This window comes from Marinobacterium sp. xm-a-152 (genome assembly GCF_013282965.1).
GTDB lineage: Bacteria > Pseudomonadota > Gammaproteobacteria > Pseudomonadales > Balneatricaceae > Marinobacterium_E.
The window spans coordinates 26,160-40,009 of sequence record NZ_WBYI01000011.1; the positions used below are offsets into that span (position 1 = coordinate 26,160).

A 13,850-nucleotide genomic window follows, 5' to 3' on the forward strand; every position below is an offset into this window, starting at 1 on the left:
AAATATTAACAAAATCTACTTAAAAACGTCACAGAAGATTGACCTATTCTGAAACCCGCTTATAATGCGCCACACTCTCTGCCGGTGTGGTGGAATTGGTAGACACGACGGATTCAAAATCCGTTGCCTATAAAGCGTGTCGGTTCGAGTCCGACCATCGGTACCAATATCTTGTTGGTAAATATTGAGAGTATGTAGCTAAAATGCACGAATACGCAGGTATCGTGCATTTTTCATTTCTGCCATATTAAAATATCTTTCTTAGCACACTCGGTGCACACTTTTTTAGAGCTATTGCTCGCTATTTTTACGACGCTATAATCCATTTATATCCACTAAAAAAGTGCGAAAAAATGGCTGAAATGGTTACAGTAATTCCTGGACTGATCGTGCTTTATCGACGTTCACGCAGTGCGCGATGGCAAGCACGGATTAAAATTGAAGGCGAATGGATTAGACGAAGCACTGGCTCAGCAGATATCGATGAAGCTCGTGAGAATGCACTAGATATTCGTACGGAATTAAAAACACACGTTAAAAATAATCTACCACTAACAACAACCAAATTTCGTGCTGTCGCAGAAAATGCAATTAAACGCATGGAAAATGAACTCGCTAGCAGACGTGGCAAGGTTGTTTACAAAGATTACATCTCCGCTCTTCGCAAATATCACATTCCATACCTTGGAAAATTCAACATCAATCAAATCACAAACGAACGCTTAGACGGTTTTGATGATTGGCGACTAGAGCAAATGGGCAAAGCTGAAATGTCCAAAAGTACTCACAACACACATAACAGTGCATTGAATAAAGTATTTCAGCTAGCGCTCGACAGAGGCTGGATGAAGCCAACTGATGTTCCAAGCTTTCGTGTTGCTGGTATCAAATCAAATAGCCGCCCTACTTTTACCCGTGCTGAATACGCAAAACTTACACGAAGTCTTCGCTATTGGGCTGAAAGCGGATTTGTAGATGCAACAACCAGTACTAACAAATTTTTGGTTGGTGAGCGTAAGCCTAAGCAAACAACAGCAGAAATACGTGAGCTTTTACGTGATTACGTTCTGATCCTTGCGAATACAGGGATACGCCATGGCACTGAGATGACAAATCTTAAATGGAAACATTTGGATTGGTATGTAAATGAAGCTGGCGAACGATTTTTAGAGATTACAGTGGATGGAAAGACTGGAAACAGACAGCTGATAGCTCGCCATGTCGCCATACGTTATTTCAAGCGTATTCAAAGCCGTTTTCCTGAGTTAGCAGATATGACGTTCGATCAACTGCTAAAAAAACGCGTGGATAAGCATGTCTTCAGACTGCGAAGTGGTGAGCAAACTAAACAGCTCAACAAAAACTTTGAGCAGTACCTTACCAAAATGGATCTGCTGTATGGCACAACCAGTGACAAGATGCCGAGAACCCTTTATTCACTTCGACATTTCTATGCAACACGAATGATCCAACAAGGCATCAGCTTAGCCATCATTGCAAAACAAATGGGAACTAGTGTTGGGATGCTTGAGAAGTTCTACAGTAAGTTTATCCCTCACATGAGTGCTCAAACGTTAGCTGGGGAGCGATTTGATGAGACAGTTTTAGCTAACTAGCTTCCTACAGAATAAAACCTAAAAAGTATACTTGTAAGATTTAATAGAACTGTTGTTTAATAGATCTAAGCCATCCAGATAGACAGGGACAGTTAATCTGAATGGCCTTTTTCATTCTCGCAGAGTCAATGCAGTTTATGGGGCTTGTTTGTTAAACAGCCCCCTTTTTTTAGGACGTTAAAGCTGCCTTTTTTCTAATAGCTCGCCCAAATTGAGCTTGCTGCTCGATAAGTGGGTCCAACTCACCTTTCTCTGCTGCCTCTTTTATTTTTATAAGCGTTTCACTCACAGCACTCTCATCTGCAAGCTCGATGGCGTTCTTACCTTTGGCAAACTCTAATGGCTTGCTTCCATATCGGACAACAAGGTTAATCTGTCCGTTTATAGATTTAGCCCACCAGCGTTTAATTCGCTTAGGAACATCAATCTTACGTTGATTACCTTCAGCATCTGTTACCCATTTGGTTTTCATTGGCAGATAGCTTGGGTCATTAGCCAGTTTAATCTGTTCTTCAATCTTAGCGATTAGTTTTCTTCGACGAGCAATAACTGGATCGCTATTACTAGCAGCGCTAAATGTGACAAAGCTTAGAGTGTTTAGTATGGTCATATTAATCTCCTTTTGCGTACAAAAAACAATGTACTTTCAGAGATTCGAAAAGGTCATCCGAAGATTTGAAAATTACTCCATTAATTTACTGGCGAAACTGACTAGAGAACGAAAACATGGCTATTTCCTACCGTAACGGTGTACTTCATCTTAAGGACGTTTCTATAGAAAACCCATTAGTGTCTGAGTACATAGAATCCTTGCCAGCCACAGAGCGTGAAGAAGCCGTCATACGTGCGCTTGGTATTGGAGTAATGGCTGAGCTTAAGGGTGAAATCAGTCACTTCCTGCACGAAACTGAGGGACAATTAGGTAGACACCTTTCTAGTCTTAAATCCCTCTACGAGCTTCGTAGCATGCGCTTCCAAACTGCTGGCAAAGGTGAAGACGCAGAGCAGCAAGTTATGGATGTATTAAACGAATTTAAAGAGAAAGCTGGCTTTAATGATGACCAAGTCATAGATCTATCTCGCGTTACAGGACAAATACCACGCAACAAAACGGGTGATGTGCTTGTAGAGGTTAATGGCAATTCTGAAACAGCGATTGGAATAGAAGTTAAACTGGATAAAGGAGTAAAGCTTGGAGAAATTCTAGAGCGGGATCCTACAGCCAAGTCTGACACTGCAGTAAGCCAGTTACTGGAGACTGCTGCAAATAGAAATACAGCTATAAATATCATCGTTTTTGACGAAGACTCTGTTGACGCGACAGTTTCAAAACAGTGTGTTGACGGGGTTCGTTATCTTGGTGGAATTGGTTTTATTGTTATTGTAAGTACTCGTCGAAATGATTTTAGAACCCTAGCTCTCGTATACCTCCTTGCACGTGATTTAGTTTTAGCAGCACCCAAGCAAGCAATAGCCGACCATCATGTGTTAGAGCGCATCGTTGAGCGCCTTGTACTGGTTCTAAATGACTATTCGACAACTCGTAAAGATGCAGAAGCCATAATTAAAAGTGCCAAAAAAATCATCACTCAATCCGAACGCACACTGCTTTTAGCCGAAAATACTCGTGATTACTTGAAGAGTTATTTGACAACTGGCGAGCTTAGTAGAGAACAGATGTTGGAGTTCTACCAAGCTCGCGGTATTGCTGAGTTAATGAAAGAGTTTGAGTAAAAGAAGTTTTCATCATTTATTATTCTTCACTAAACGTTTCGTAAGCGACTAAAGCGTGTTGATCAGGATCAAAGTAGTCGTCTTGATCGGTTTCCTCGCTAAAAACATTGAATGTTCCCGATCGGTCGAAAGGACTGTCGACCTCATCTAGATCGAGGTCAATTGGTAAACCTCTCCCAGATAATAATTGACGGAATTGCTCCGCAGCTTCCTCCGGACTGTTAGCCTCCATTTCATATGTGTATGCATATTCCTGCGTAGTGTACATATTTCCCGAAATTATGTAGGTTGCCATAGAACAAGTTCCTGTTTGGTAGATAAGTTATATTATAGAATTTGAGTAGATAAAAAATCCGCTTTAGTAGTCCCCAGTATTGAGTTCGTATATTTCTAGATTAGGAAAAAGAATACGTAACTCATCTTGAGTATCATCAATATTTTCTGCCCAAACACCTAAATTCCATATGTGGTTTTGTATTTCTTCCTCACTTAACTCTAAATCTTCATCCTCAAAGAAGTAATATCCATCGTCTGTGGGACCATCATCCAACAGTTCTTGAAGCATTTCCTCATTACCTGGAGTGTTATCGATGTTTGCAAACTCTTGACCTAAATCTGTGAGCAACTCATTAATCTTGCCAAAAAGATCTGCAGGCATAGCATTTGAGAAGTGTTCCGCTAATTCAGCATTGTTGTAATCAAACTCACTTCCATTTTCACTGAATGCAGCAAAAGGGCGATTTTTTCGACCTAGACCAAATCCAGACACAGAGTTATTTCGACAATCAATCAATAGAAAATCAAAGAAGTGTCCAGATTCTTTAATTTCGTTAAGAGGTTTATAAGCCTCCAAAAGACTCTGAACGACCTCAGTTTTATACTCATCTATGTGAATCAAAAAAATTGGCAATGCAGATAGTTGATCATATTCAGATTGGTCCTGATCATAGTCTATATCTGGGTACCACATTTGATCGATTAGTTCTTTTACAACCTCTTCTTCAAATGGCTTACATATAAGACTGTACTCATTAAGCACAGAGTAGATAGGTCCTTTCTCTTGGAGATCTTGGAATAGATTCATTTGCTTACCCTATTGATTAACGATGGTTTTCACAGATTTGAATTCGTCATATCTACAATGCTTTAGGTACATATTGTTAGACGTATTTATACTTACGGCACTATCATTTAGAACAGATCAAAATTAAATGGCTTAGCTTCGCTAATCCAACTCAATGTGTTTGTTCAATCGCTGACGCTCAATCTCAAACACATCATCGTTTTTCTTTTTCTTTTGATCTTAAGAGCTTTTGCTAGGAAGAACGGGTCAGGCCAGTTTTGGCACTGACACCCGTTCTTCAATCTCTTTTGCTGAGGTTTTATATACGGTTAGCTTCACACAACTCTTTCGAGGTAGGCGGGTTCTGCAATCATCCTATTACGTGCTGTCTTACGCGGAGCTATAGCGATCGCCAAGCTAAAGGCTTTCGCAGCTCTGTTGGTCTTTACTGACATCCAACTCACTTCTCAGTAGGCGTTCCTACTCAACCATTACGACTTCACAAACGGTAATCACTTTTAATACTGCAATGTCTCTCACAGGAGTGTGCGTTTAAGGCATCCGCCGCTTTTTACAGCTTTGGGTAGTATGAAGAAGACGAGTAACGAGAAACCCAATTTGCATACCCTCTCATCACGACTGCGAAGGGATTTAGCAGTGCTATTACAATCGGCGCACCAACCTTAACCTCGTTTAATCTGAGCCTCTGTTGATAAATACATATGACATAAACAAATGTGCTCATAGTTATTTATCAACCTAGGAGAAAAAGCATGCAGAAAACGGTTCTTTTTGAAGTATTTGAACTATTAAAAACATTAGAGATTGTAACGAGCGAAAGTCAGTTTTCGGTTGAATGGCTTGGACGAAGCGACTGTTATCTCAGAACTTGTCGATTTAAGCGAATGGATCCAAGCATAAGTTCAATAGCCGTCTGCGCAAGCAAACTACAACATTATGGAAATCTTCTATCTCAGAAACCACAGCACAAACGCTTAGGCGAAACATTGCTCTTATGGAGTGAGCGCTGCCATGAACAAATCAATCACCAAGCAGAGGCTTCGTGGGTAGGCGTTTAGCCCGAAATGGGTTCTGTAGCCAAAAAATCTGCGCTACGAATTTTTCTAGGGTAGTACTTACAGATTCATGGTGGTGATTTTAACTCACCCCATTTTTACAGGAACACAAATGAATAAATCAGATTTAAACGATATACAACAAGCACTCAACCTTATTCGCACGCAAGCTGAGGAAGCAGATTCTGAGGCTAAAGTAGAAATTCTCGCTCTTCTTAATGGTACAAGCCAAAGCGTGATTCAGATGGCTAAAAAGTTAGTTAAGCCAGAGACAAAAACAAAAGTAGTGACACAATACAAAGACAAATTGATTAAGCAGAAGCCCAAAGTTGTAAAGCAAGGAACACCGCCAGAAACTGCTACTGACTTACCAGCCACACCCTTTCAAGCAATCAAGCCGCAAGCGCCAATGAGTACGTTAGCTAATCAACAGCAACCCCAATAAAAAGCCCCTTTAAATCGCTGTTAAAGCATTAAAGGGGCTTATTCTAAAGAGCAATATTATTCTAGAAAATTAAAGCTTATGACAGAACACCAGCCTTGAGCATTGCTTTAATAGACTGACTTTTTTTAAAAGTCTTCAATTTTGTTTTGTTAATTAAAAGCATCATGATAAGGCCACTGTATGCCTTTTTCATTGCTTCAGCATCGGATTTGGCATCAAAGCATCCAACCCACTGTGTTGCATATTTGTTTCTATCAATTTCAAGAACAAATAGCGCTGCGTAGTCTGCACTCGATAGATTAGGTGTGTTGCATTGCGAAGCATAACATCCTAATGCCTCAGTGACGGAAGCATATGATTCTCTCTCAAGTCGATCATGCGAAAGATAATAGCCAAGATGGTCAACAAGTTTAGGTTTATTCTTATTTTCTATTTTATTAATAACAGCTTTTCTTAAGTCATCACTCCAAGCGATTACAGCATAGTCCGTTTCTCCTAAACAAATGATGTTTTTAACAGGTTTTTTTACTGAATTACCCTTGAAGGCATCTACGTTTTGATAAGGCATATATTTCTCCTAATATTTTATTAAATCGAACTATTCAAAGTCGACATGTATATTTTAGGAGATAAATTGATGCCAAATCATTTGACATTCTTTTCAAAATAAAGTGGCATCATTTTGTGGGTTATTAACCAAAAATAAAGTTAATACCACTAAGAAAAAATTTACTTTGAAAGTTGATATTTAAACGTGGAGTTCATAAATGCGTTTAAAAACCGCCAATAATTTGACGGTTTTTTAGTCTAAAAGGGGTTGGTTGACTGAACGACTGACAGGTATAGTGAGACGGGATTAAGTTAATGTCATGAAGACACTATCTGACACTATCTGACACTATTAGAATCAATGCTCCGATCAGATACTACAACCACTAAATGCTAAACCTAACGCAAAATCAGTCTTTCATTAGCTTAGATTACTAACTACCGGTCTTGTCTTAGAAACTGCCGTTATGTACTACTGCCAAAGCTAGAATTTCTTTGTCATTATTTTGTAGTCAGATGGCTGGAATTCAGCTTTTTGATAGGCTCGAATTGCCACTGAATTATCACGGTGTACGTACAGTCGAATTTCTAAGCACGAGTCTGCTTTTGCATCGACTGCCACAGTATCCATCATTACATTCAGTAGCCCTTGGCCGCGGTGCTTGGGGTCTAAAAAGAGACTTTGAATCCACCAATAATAGCCTGCATTCCAGTCGCTCCACTCTTTAACAACAGAAGTACAGCCGACGGGTTGACTGTCATGATCGACAAGCATCCAGTAGATCGCGATTGCCTCATTGTTGAGTGCTGTACTTATACCGGTTTCGAGTTTGCTCAAGTCAGCAGCTCTGCCCTCTGATTCCACTGCTTCCTGAATGATAAAACTCAGAATATGAGGTAGATCATTAATAGTCGCCCGCCTAACTTGGTAAGAGTTCTTCATGCTTGATCGTTCTTCATGCTTGATCGTTCTTCCTGTTTATCGTCATACCACATATTTTGTTAACTACATTGAAGATAGTGATGTTAAACACCACTTTCAAAGCTATTGCTTACGATCTTCTCTGCAGTATGAACATTTGGTAACCAAAGTCGCCCTGGTTGCGCTTATAAATCGCAATTTCATGTTCTATATCTGCAATGGCGTTTGAAGAAGGCATGCTGTTTTTCAATTTCCCAATACGCGCTTCAAGTGGAAGATAATAATTGTCCCATGCTTGTTCGCTTAGAGTGAAATGATCAATCAGGAAAAAACCAGCTTGGCGTATTTGATCTAAGCGTCTTTCAACGGTTTGCATGTCTGGGTATTCTCCTTTCCAAAACTCTACTGCTTCCGAGTCTGGAGTGTCGGTTAACCAGACCAAATCACTGACTACCATAAAACCGCCGTCAGCAAGCAATTTTCGCCATTGGCACAGAGCTTGCTCAACACCCATAATGTAAGCCGAACTTTCTGCCCAGATACAATTAAAGCTTTTAGGCGCAAAAGGTAACTCAGTCATGCTGGCACAGCTTAAAGTAACCTGACCATCGAGCTGTTGTTCAACAAGACAATCACTTAGTTGATCAAGAGCGCTTTGTTCGTTATCCACGGCCACAATCTGTGCCTGTGTGTGCTGCGCCAATAAACGGGTTGAAAAGCCTTTACCACAACCAATATCAATAATTTTAGTTGGACTGGTTGGAAGTTTAGATAAAGCTTTAAGCGAATCGAAATCGCATCCGGGACCCCAGCGATCAAGGGGTTCGAATACCTTCATAAAGTCTGTCATGTATTGATCGTGTTCGTTCATATCTTTTGACAACCATTTCAAATGCAGGGCTTGTTGTTCATTGAAGCCTTGCTGTTTTAACCAATCCAGATGAGCGTCTGGCGCTAATTTGTCGGTCTGTTGATGCCATTGACGAAGAGAACCTTGACCCAGTAAAGCGGCAAGTAAGGTTCGAGCCTCTTGCTTTTGGGCTATTTCGTTGTCCAACTGCTGCATGCGGCGCTCAAGTACGGATCGCTGCACTTTGCTGTCTAAAACGAGCCTACACTCCTTCAGGGTTAAACCACCTGCTTGCAGTTGTCGCAGCAAATGCACTTGCTGAACATCTTTCTCTGTGTACATTCGATAGCCGTTGGTTTGGCGAACACCCCGTAATAAGTCTTTGCTCTCGTAGTAGAGCAAGGCTGAGCGAGATAACCCAACTTTTTCTGCCAACTCGGATATTCTATACACTGAAGAAAGTCCTCTCATATGCAGGAAATACGACTCACTAGACCAGATTGCATATAAAGGTAAACTATAAAGCTATAGACAGGTCAACTACTGACAACAGAATATTAGTCAGAGTTGATTGAAGGGATCTATCCATAGCATAACAACTTCAGATAGTAACTCACTGAGTCTACGAATTAGTAGTTCACTTAGTCTCAGTCTAAATAATTGCAGTTAATATTTTCGTAAAGCTGACAAGGATTAGTTTGTTAAATCTCAAGATCTTTTTTAGCAATCTGCGGACTGTACTATTAGATCGCAAAAAATTTCAAAAAATTGCAAGTATTGGTGTGAGTCAGAACAATTAAGGTACTTCAATGTTAAATAGCGCCAGCAACTCTTGCTCTGAGCCGTATCTTCGCTGTAACGCGGCGTACTCCTCATTGATTTGGCGACGTGCACGTTCAAGGTCTTCGGTTAACAACTTCGCATAGGCATGATCTTCCACACCAGAGGTGCTTCTAGCTGCGTTGAGCATGTCTTCAACCAATGCCCGGGCCATCTCAACAGCAATAAATGGTGCTGCTCGTGAAGCAAACGACCTAGCGGCACCTTCATTTAATGCAGAAAGTGTTCGAATCATGCCGCCAATGCTCGCGGGAGCCGAGGTCATAAAAGCCTTTTCGGTGGTGCTAGCAGCCCCTGTATTGCGAGCAAATTTAAAAATAATGCCGTTACTAGAACCTGTACCAAGAAGTAAATTTTCGACCTGAGTTGATAACCCGGTTAGGGTCACGTTAGCGATTGTCGGATTTAGACAGCCGTCTTGTGTCACTGTGTCACATCGGTACATAGCGACGTTACCGCCATGAATTAGATGCTCAATAGTCACTTTATTGCCATTCAGTCTGGTCAGTTTTGGGGCTTTACCTTGACCATCAGCCGCATTCGCTAAATCACCAACGATGATCGAGCCAGTCACCGACATAACCGCTTCAAGAAAACGATCATCCCCCGATGCAAACCAGCTTGATGCCGAGTGACGTTTCAGTGCTCGCCAGACCAAGTTACCTTTAATCGTTTTGTTCACATCAGATGCCGCGACACTTGAAGCATTCTCATAAGGGTTCTTACCGTTGGACTCACTCCAACTGGTAAAAACGTCTCCAGCCCCTTTGAGAGAGCTCAACATGCTGGCTTCTGTTTGCCCCTTCTTACCAAAAGCAGCCAGAGTATCGTTCACGACTCCCTGAGCCATTTGACAGGAATTGCCAAAATATTCGTTCAACTGCTGGATTTTCTTTTGCAGTGTCTCCATGTGCTGGGAGCATTTCTCACACATAGCACTGAGCGCCAATTGGAATGCGTACCCCTTGGCATTTGCCGCTACAGAGCGAAGTAATTGAACAAACTGATCCGCGTTAACAAATGACAAACTTCCAGCGAACATATCAATGCCGCCACAACCTGCTTGGAATGACGGAGGCACCATTGAGACGAGGTTCTCGTTCATGATCCTGTTACGAACAACAACACTTCCACCAGATATAACGCCACGCCGCTGACTCTCGAATACACCAGGCGCAGTGGTGTTGGTCATTGAACCAAACAACTGATTCATCTCCTGTTGCAAGCTTGCTTGGCTCATAGATGAAAAACCAATCGCACAGGCGATTAGCGATACTTGGAATACTTTTTTCATCGTTATAACCCTCCTTGTGCACGCAGATAGCGAACAAGGAACTCAGGGTCCTGTAATATTTTTTCGTTAAGCTCTTGGGCTGACATCGCGAGTGAAACGCCGGGCTGAACAGGTCTGGTGGCATAGTAAGTTTGATCGTCAATCCAACCGGCTTGATGGGCTGCAAGAATGATTCGATTATTGAGCTCATCAAGGCTCATTGCGCCCTGGCCAATCGGAGTGATGACATTAGGCGGGTCAACTAAGAAAACCGCAGGAACAGTCGTAACGGACAAGGATTGAGCTTGTCCTGAATCGACTTTGTAATTTGGAAATTCTCCACTTGGTAAAGGCAAGCCATCGACAGCAATAGCAAACACCTCGAAACCGTAGTTCAAAGCCATGGATTCGATGATAGGCGCTTGAGCATGGCAGTAAGGGCAATCCGAACGATAGAAGAAGAACAAGCCAGCCCGTTTTGCTACTTCACCTAAAGCAACATCCCGTTGAGCGCCAGCTTCTCGATCCATCCGATTGGCAGCATAGGTCGCCAAGGGTCTACGACTGATTTCATCCAAAACAGGATCGCCCATGACAACCTGCTGACTAACATCAGCAAACTGTGAGCCCTTATCCATCATGACGCGCTGAAGATAAAGATAGGCTCTGACATTCTCACTCGTTGGCTCATCAATTGCCTTGTCCATAAACGATTGCATATGCTCTCGGAACCATGCGGCACTGAAGGGCTTTAGTTCGCTCTGACTGGACTCCACGACACCAGTTTCCGGCTCTATCAGCTCATCAGGCTGCTCAGGTTCAGGAATGACCTGATACCAAAACCAGCCTTCCTGACCACGCTGATAGAATGGCCCATCACTGGCATGGGCGGGCATGATGAATAGAAAGAAAATAAAGATTGGGATGGTCACCCATAGGATAAACCAAGGTAACAAAGGCGTTCTCATTGTCAGCTCCAGAAAATTTCATAGAGCTAACATGCTAATGATCCCGGTAAGAGCGATTGGCCAGATAGATGAATGAATCGTGTGTTTTTCTGACTAGCTGTGTGACCAGTAACAACAGCTAGTTTTAACGAGCCAAATTTATGATTGGACCGCTTTGAGCGAAAAGCAGAATTTCTAAAACTCAACACAATCACCATACGAATGCCCGCTTTACCTTAAAACCGGACATGTTGCTTGGTTGGTTTAAGCTTAATAAGCTAACCAGTTTGGCTTAGTGTTCGAGCAAAATTGTACAACAACACTTGATAGCCTGAGAAACTTACTGCTGCTCGTTAGCGGCTACAACTAACTTACGATTAGAGTTTTTATCATCTTCGGCTTTTGAGAAAAATCAGTTGTGTGTTGAAAAATGTGGAGATAATTTTTCAACACATGATTACTAGAGGCTGTTGATCTTTGAGTGAAAATTAGACGGCATAGCAACAAGGTATAATGGTTTCGCCAAAAATCAAAAATACCACCGAGAACGGACGTTGCTATGCCTAGAACAATGTTAACAGATAAAGCCTGGGAAGCCCTAAAGCAAATACTTAAAGACACGGGGCGTGTTTACAATAAGTATGAGCACAGAAATACGCTTGAAGGCATTCTGTATCGGATGCGTACTGGAGTCCAATGGCGAGATCTGCCTGAAAAATTCGGCCGTTGGAATACCGTTTTTAGACGTTTTAACCTCTGGTCAAAAAAGGGGGTACTTCAAAAACTGTTTCAAAGCATATCGTCTGAGAATGACCCTGAGTGGCTATTTATTGATGGAAGCATCGTGAAGGCGCATCAGGATAGCTGCGGGGCATCAAGCGGTGCAGACGAAGCGATAGGAAAAAGCCGGGGTGGCAATTCTACAAAAATTCATCTTGCTGTTGATAGTGCTGGGCTACCTGTTTATTTCGAAATCTCTGGTGGGCAAGTACATGACATCGCCCATGCTCAGAGTTTGATAGCAGAAGCCCCAAAATCAAGCAAGTGTCACTGCCGATAAGGGCTACGATAGTGATAGTTTACGAGCATTTATTGAAGCTCAAGGTAGCGTGGCCAATATTCCGAGGAAAGAGAACAGTAAAACTGGGAATGGTCATATGGACTGGTGCCTTTATAAGTACCGGCACCTGGTTGAAAACGCTTTTTTAAAGATTAAAAAATATCGTGCTATTGCTACTCGCTATGACAAACTGGCAAGAAACTACGCCAGTAATGTCGCGTTAGCCTTTGTCATGGTCTGGCTACCAATGCATTGCTGAATAAAATTTAAGCAAAGATCAACAGCCTCTAGTCAGTCCGAAATTTAATCGTAGTTTAATTAGCATGTCAAGCCAAAGCCGTTGTTGGCTTAAATATGCAGATTAACTATTTAGGTTGCGAGCCCCCCTGGTTGGTCTCGAAGATACTGGTTTAGACATAGCTGCGTTGCTATGGTGTTGGCTATAACTTTGGAAACTCTATGTATATCTCTATGTTGCGATTGCTAGTTGGCTTGATACTCTTAATCTCAACGGCGTGTGGAAGCCTGGCGCTATGGTATCAATTATATGATTTCCCTTTTGCTGTAAGCTTGTTTGTCCTGACATGCTGGAGTGTCTTAGGTATCGCTTGTGTAATAACGCTAGGGTATAGATATCGGCGAAGAATGCGCAACTTGCTGATTGCTTACCTGCTCTTAGGCGCAATATTACTCATTTGGTGGCAAACTGTTACCCCCTCTCATCAACGTGACTGGGCTGATGATGTTGCTTATTTGCTTAAATCGGAGATGCAGGGTAACCAGGTTACGCTGTATAATGTACGTAATTTCAAATGGCGTAGTGAAAGCGACTACACAGCAAACTGGCAAACCCGCCACTACAATTTAGAGCAGTTGGTTTCGGCCGACTTAATTCTCTCTTATTGGATGGGGCCGCATATTGCGCACACCCTGGTGTCTTTTGGTTTTAATAACGGTCAACAGCTGGTTTTTTCTTTAGAGATCCGTAAAGAGCGGCATGAATCCTTCTCCGCCATAGGTGGTTTATTCCGACAGTTTGAGCAAGTTGTTATTGCCGCAGACGAACGGGACATTATTTTGACCAGAAGTAACGCCCGAAATGAAGACGTTTATCTATATCCTTTGGCGTTAAACCCGCAGCAACTTCGTACCCTGTTTTTGGGTTACCTGACAATGGCAGAGTCACTGCGCACCACACCGCAGTTTTACAATACCCTAACAAGCAATTGTACAACCATTGTGTTTGATCTAGCCCGCCAGATTGCACCAGGTATACCCCTAGATTACCGGCTTTTGTTGTCAGGCCATTTTGCCGAGTATGCTTATGATCAGGGCGCTTTAATACCAGGTTATAGCTATAGTCAGTTACAAACATCGGGTTATATTAATGTTCGCGCGCAACAAGCAAACGAAGATCCCAATTTTTCCCGTGCGATCAGAAATGATATAGCCGCAATTTCCAAAGAGGATTAGTA

14 protein-coding genes and 1 tRNA gene are annotated in these 13,850 nt (G+C 42.0%); 7 read left to right on the forward strand and 8 right to left on the reverse strand.

Annotated elements, in window-relative coordinates:
- Nucleotides 1–80 precede the first annotated feature (80 nt).
- Nucleotides 81–166, forward strand: a tRNA-Leu gene (locus XMA152_RS10715).
- Nucleotides 167–353: 187 nt separating this feature from the next.
- On the forward strand, nucleotides 354–1,616 hold the full coding sequence (locus XMA152_RS10720) for a site-specific integrase (RefSeq protein ID WP_173483596.1): 1,263 nt from the start codon (nucleotides 354–356) through the stop codon (nucleotides 1,614–1,616).
- A gap of 169 nt (nucleotides 1,617–1,785) precedes the next feature.
- Here the strand turns inward: XMA152_RS10720 and XMA152_RS10725 are convergent, their stop codons facing one another.
- Entirely contained in the window at nucleotides 1,786–2,226 is a 441-nt protein-coding gene (locus tag XMA152_RS10725) for a DUF6641 family protein (protein ID WP_173483597.1), read from the reverse strand.
- Nucleotides 2,227–2,342: 116 nt separating this feature from the next.
- Here XMA152_RS10725 and XMA152_RS10730 point away from each other — a divergent pair, with 116 nt between their 5' ends.
- Nucleotides 2,343–3,350, forward strand: coding sequence for a hypothetical protein (locus XMA152_RS10730; protein WP_173483598.1), 1,008 nt, complete (start codon nucleotides 2,343–2,345; stop codon nucleotides 3,348–3,350).
- Nucleotides 3,351–3,369: 19 nt separating this feature from the next.
- Here XMA152_RS10730 and XMA152_RS10735 read toward each other — a convergent pair whose 3' ends face one another.
- Together XMA152_RS10735 and XMA152_RS10740 are read right to left on the reverse strand one after the other, a co-directional pair.
- On the reverse strand, nucleotides 3,370–3,645 hold the full coding sequence (locus XMA152_RS10735) for a hypothetical protein (protein ID WP_173483599.1): 276 nt from the start codon (nucleotides 3,643–3,645) through the stop codon (nucleotides 3,370–3,372).
- Nucleotides 3,646–3,708: 63 nt separating this feature from the next.
- On the reverse strand, nucleotides 3,709–4,434 hold the full coding sequence (locus XMA152_RS10740) for a hypothetical protein (protein ID WP_173483600.1): 726 nt from the start codon (nucleotides 4,432–4,434) through the stop codon (nucleotides 3,709–3,711).
- Between the two features lie 752 nt (nucleotides 4,435–5,186).
- On the opposite strand from XMA152_RS10740, the gene XMA152_RS10745 reads away from it, so the two are divergent.
- Both XMA152_RS10745 and XMA152_RS10750 read left to right on the forward strand, forming a co-directional pair.
- Entirely contained in the window at nucleotides 5,187–5,492 is a 306-nt protein-coding gene (locus XMA152_RS10745; protein ID WP_173483601.1) for a DUF6626 family protein, read from the forward strand.
- 109 nt (nucleotides 5,493–5,601) lie between these two features.
- Nucleotides 5,602–5,934: a hypothetical protein gene (locus XMA152_RS10750; RefSeq protein WP_173483602.1), complete on the forward strand. Its 333-nt coding sequence runs from the start codon at nucleotides 5,602–5,604 to the stop codon at nucleotides 5,932–5,934.
- Between the two features lie 76 nt (nucleotides 5,935–6,010).
- Here XMA152_RS10750 and XMA152_RS10755 read toward each other — a convergent pair whose 3' ends face one another.
- The 5 genes from XMA152_RS10755 to XMA152_RS10775 all read right to left on the reverse strand — a co-directional run bounded on the left by XMA152_RS10755 (nucleotide 6,011) and on the right by XMA152_RS10775 (nucleotide 11,336).
- Nucleotides 6,011–6,502 carry a hypothetical protein gene (locus XMA152_RS10755; RefSeq protein WP_173483603.1) on the reverse strand — a complete coding sequence of 164 codons (492 nt, stop codon included), beginning with the start codon at nucleotides 6,500–6,502 and terminating at the stop codon, nucleotides 6,011–6,013.
- 465 nt (nucleotides 6,503–6,967) lie between these two features.
- Complete coding sequence (locus tag XMA152_RS10760; RefSeq protein ID WP_173483604.1) at nucleotides 6,968–7,426, reverse strand: GNAT family N-acetyltransferase; 459 nt, start codon at nucleotides 7,424–7,426, stop codon at nucleotides 6,968–6,970.
- Nucleotides 7,427–7,535: 109 nt separating this feature from the next.
- Nucleotides 7,536–8,726: a MerR family transcriptional regulator gene (locus tag XMA152_RS10765; protein WP_217364036.1), complete on the reverse strand. Its 1,191-nt coding sequence runs from the start codon at nucleotides 8,724–8,726 to the stop codon at nucleotides 7,536–7,538.
- A 325-nt stretch (nucleotides 8,727–9,051) separates the two neighbouring features.
- Nucleotides 9,052–10,389: a conjugal transfer protein TraH gene (locus XMA152_RS10770; RefSeq protein ID WP_173483606.1), complete on the reverse strand. Its 1,338-nt coding sequence runs from the start codon at nucleotides 10,387–10,389 to the stop codon at nucleotides 9,052–9,054.
- A gap of 2 nt (nucleotides 10,390–10,391) precedes the next feature.
- Entirely contained in the window at nucleotides 10,392–11,336 is a 945-nt protein-coding gene (locus XMA152_RS10775) for a thioredoxin family protein (RefSeq protein WP_173483607.1), read from the reverse strand.
- 538 nt (nucleotides 11,337–11,874) lie between these two features.
- Here XMA152_RS10775 and XMA152_RS10780 point away from each other — a divergent pair.
- Together XMA152_RS10780 and XMA152_RS10785 are read left to right on the forward strand one after the other, a co-directional pair.
- Nucleotides 11,875–12,634 (forward strand): IS5 family transposase gene (locus XMA152_RS10780; protein WP_173483608.1). Its coding sequence is split into 2 segments (ribosomal slippage): nucleotides 11,875–12,357 and nucleotides 12,359–12,634, totalling 759 coding nucleotides; the frame shifts between segments, so codons are not numbered across the junction.
- Nucleotides 12,635–13,020: 386 nt separating this feature from the next.
- Complete coding sequence (locus XMA152_RS10785; protein WP_254443151.1) at nucleotides 13,021–13,848, forward strand: DUF4105 domain-containing protein; 828 nt, start codon at nucleotides 13,021–13,023, stop codon at nucleotides 13,846–13,848.
- The last annotated feature ends 2 nt before the right edge of the window (nucleotides 13,849–13,850 follow it).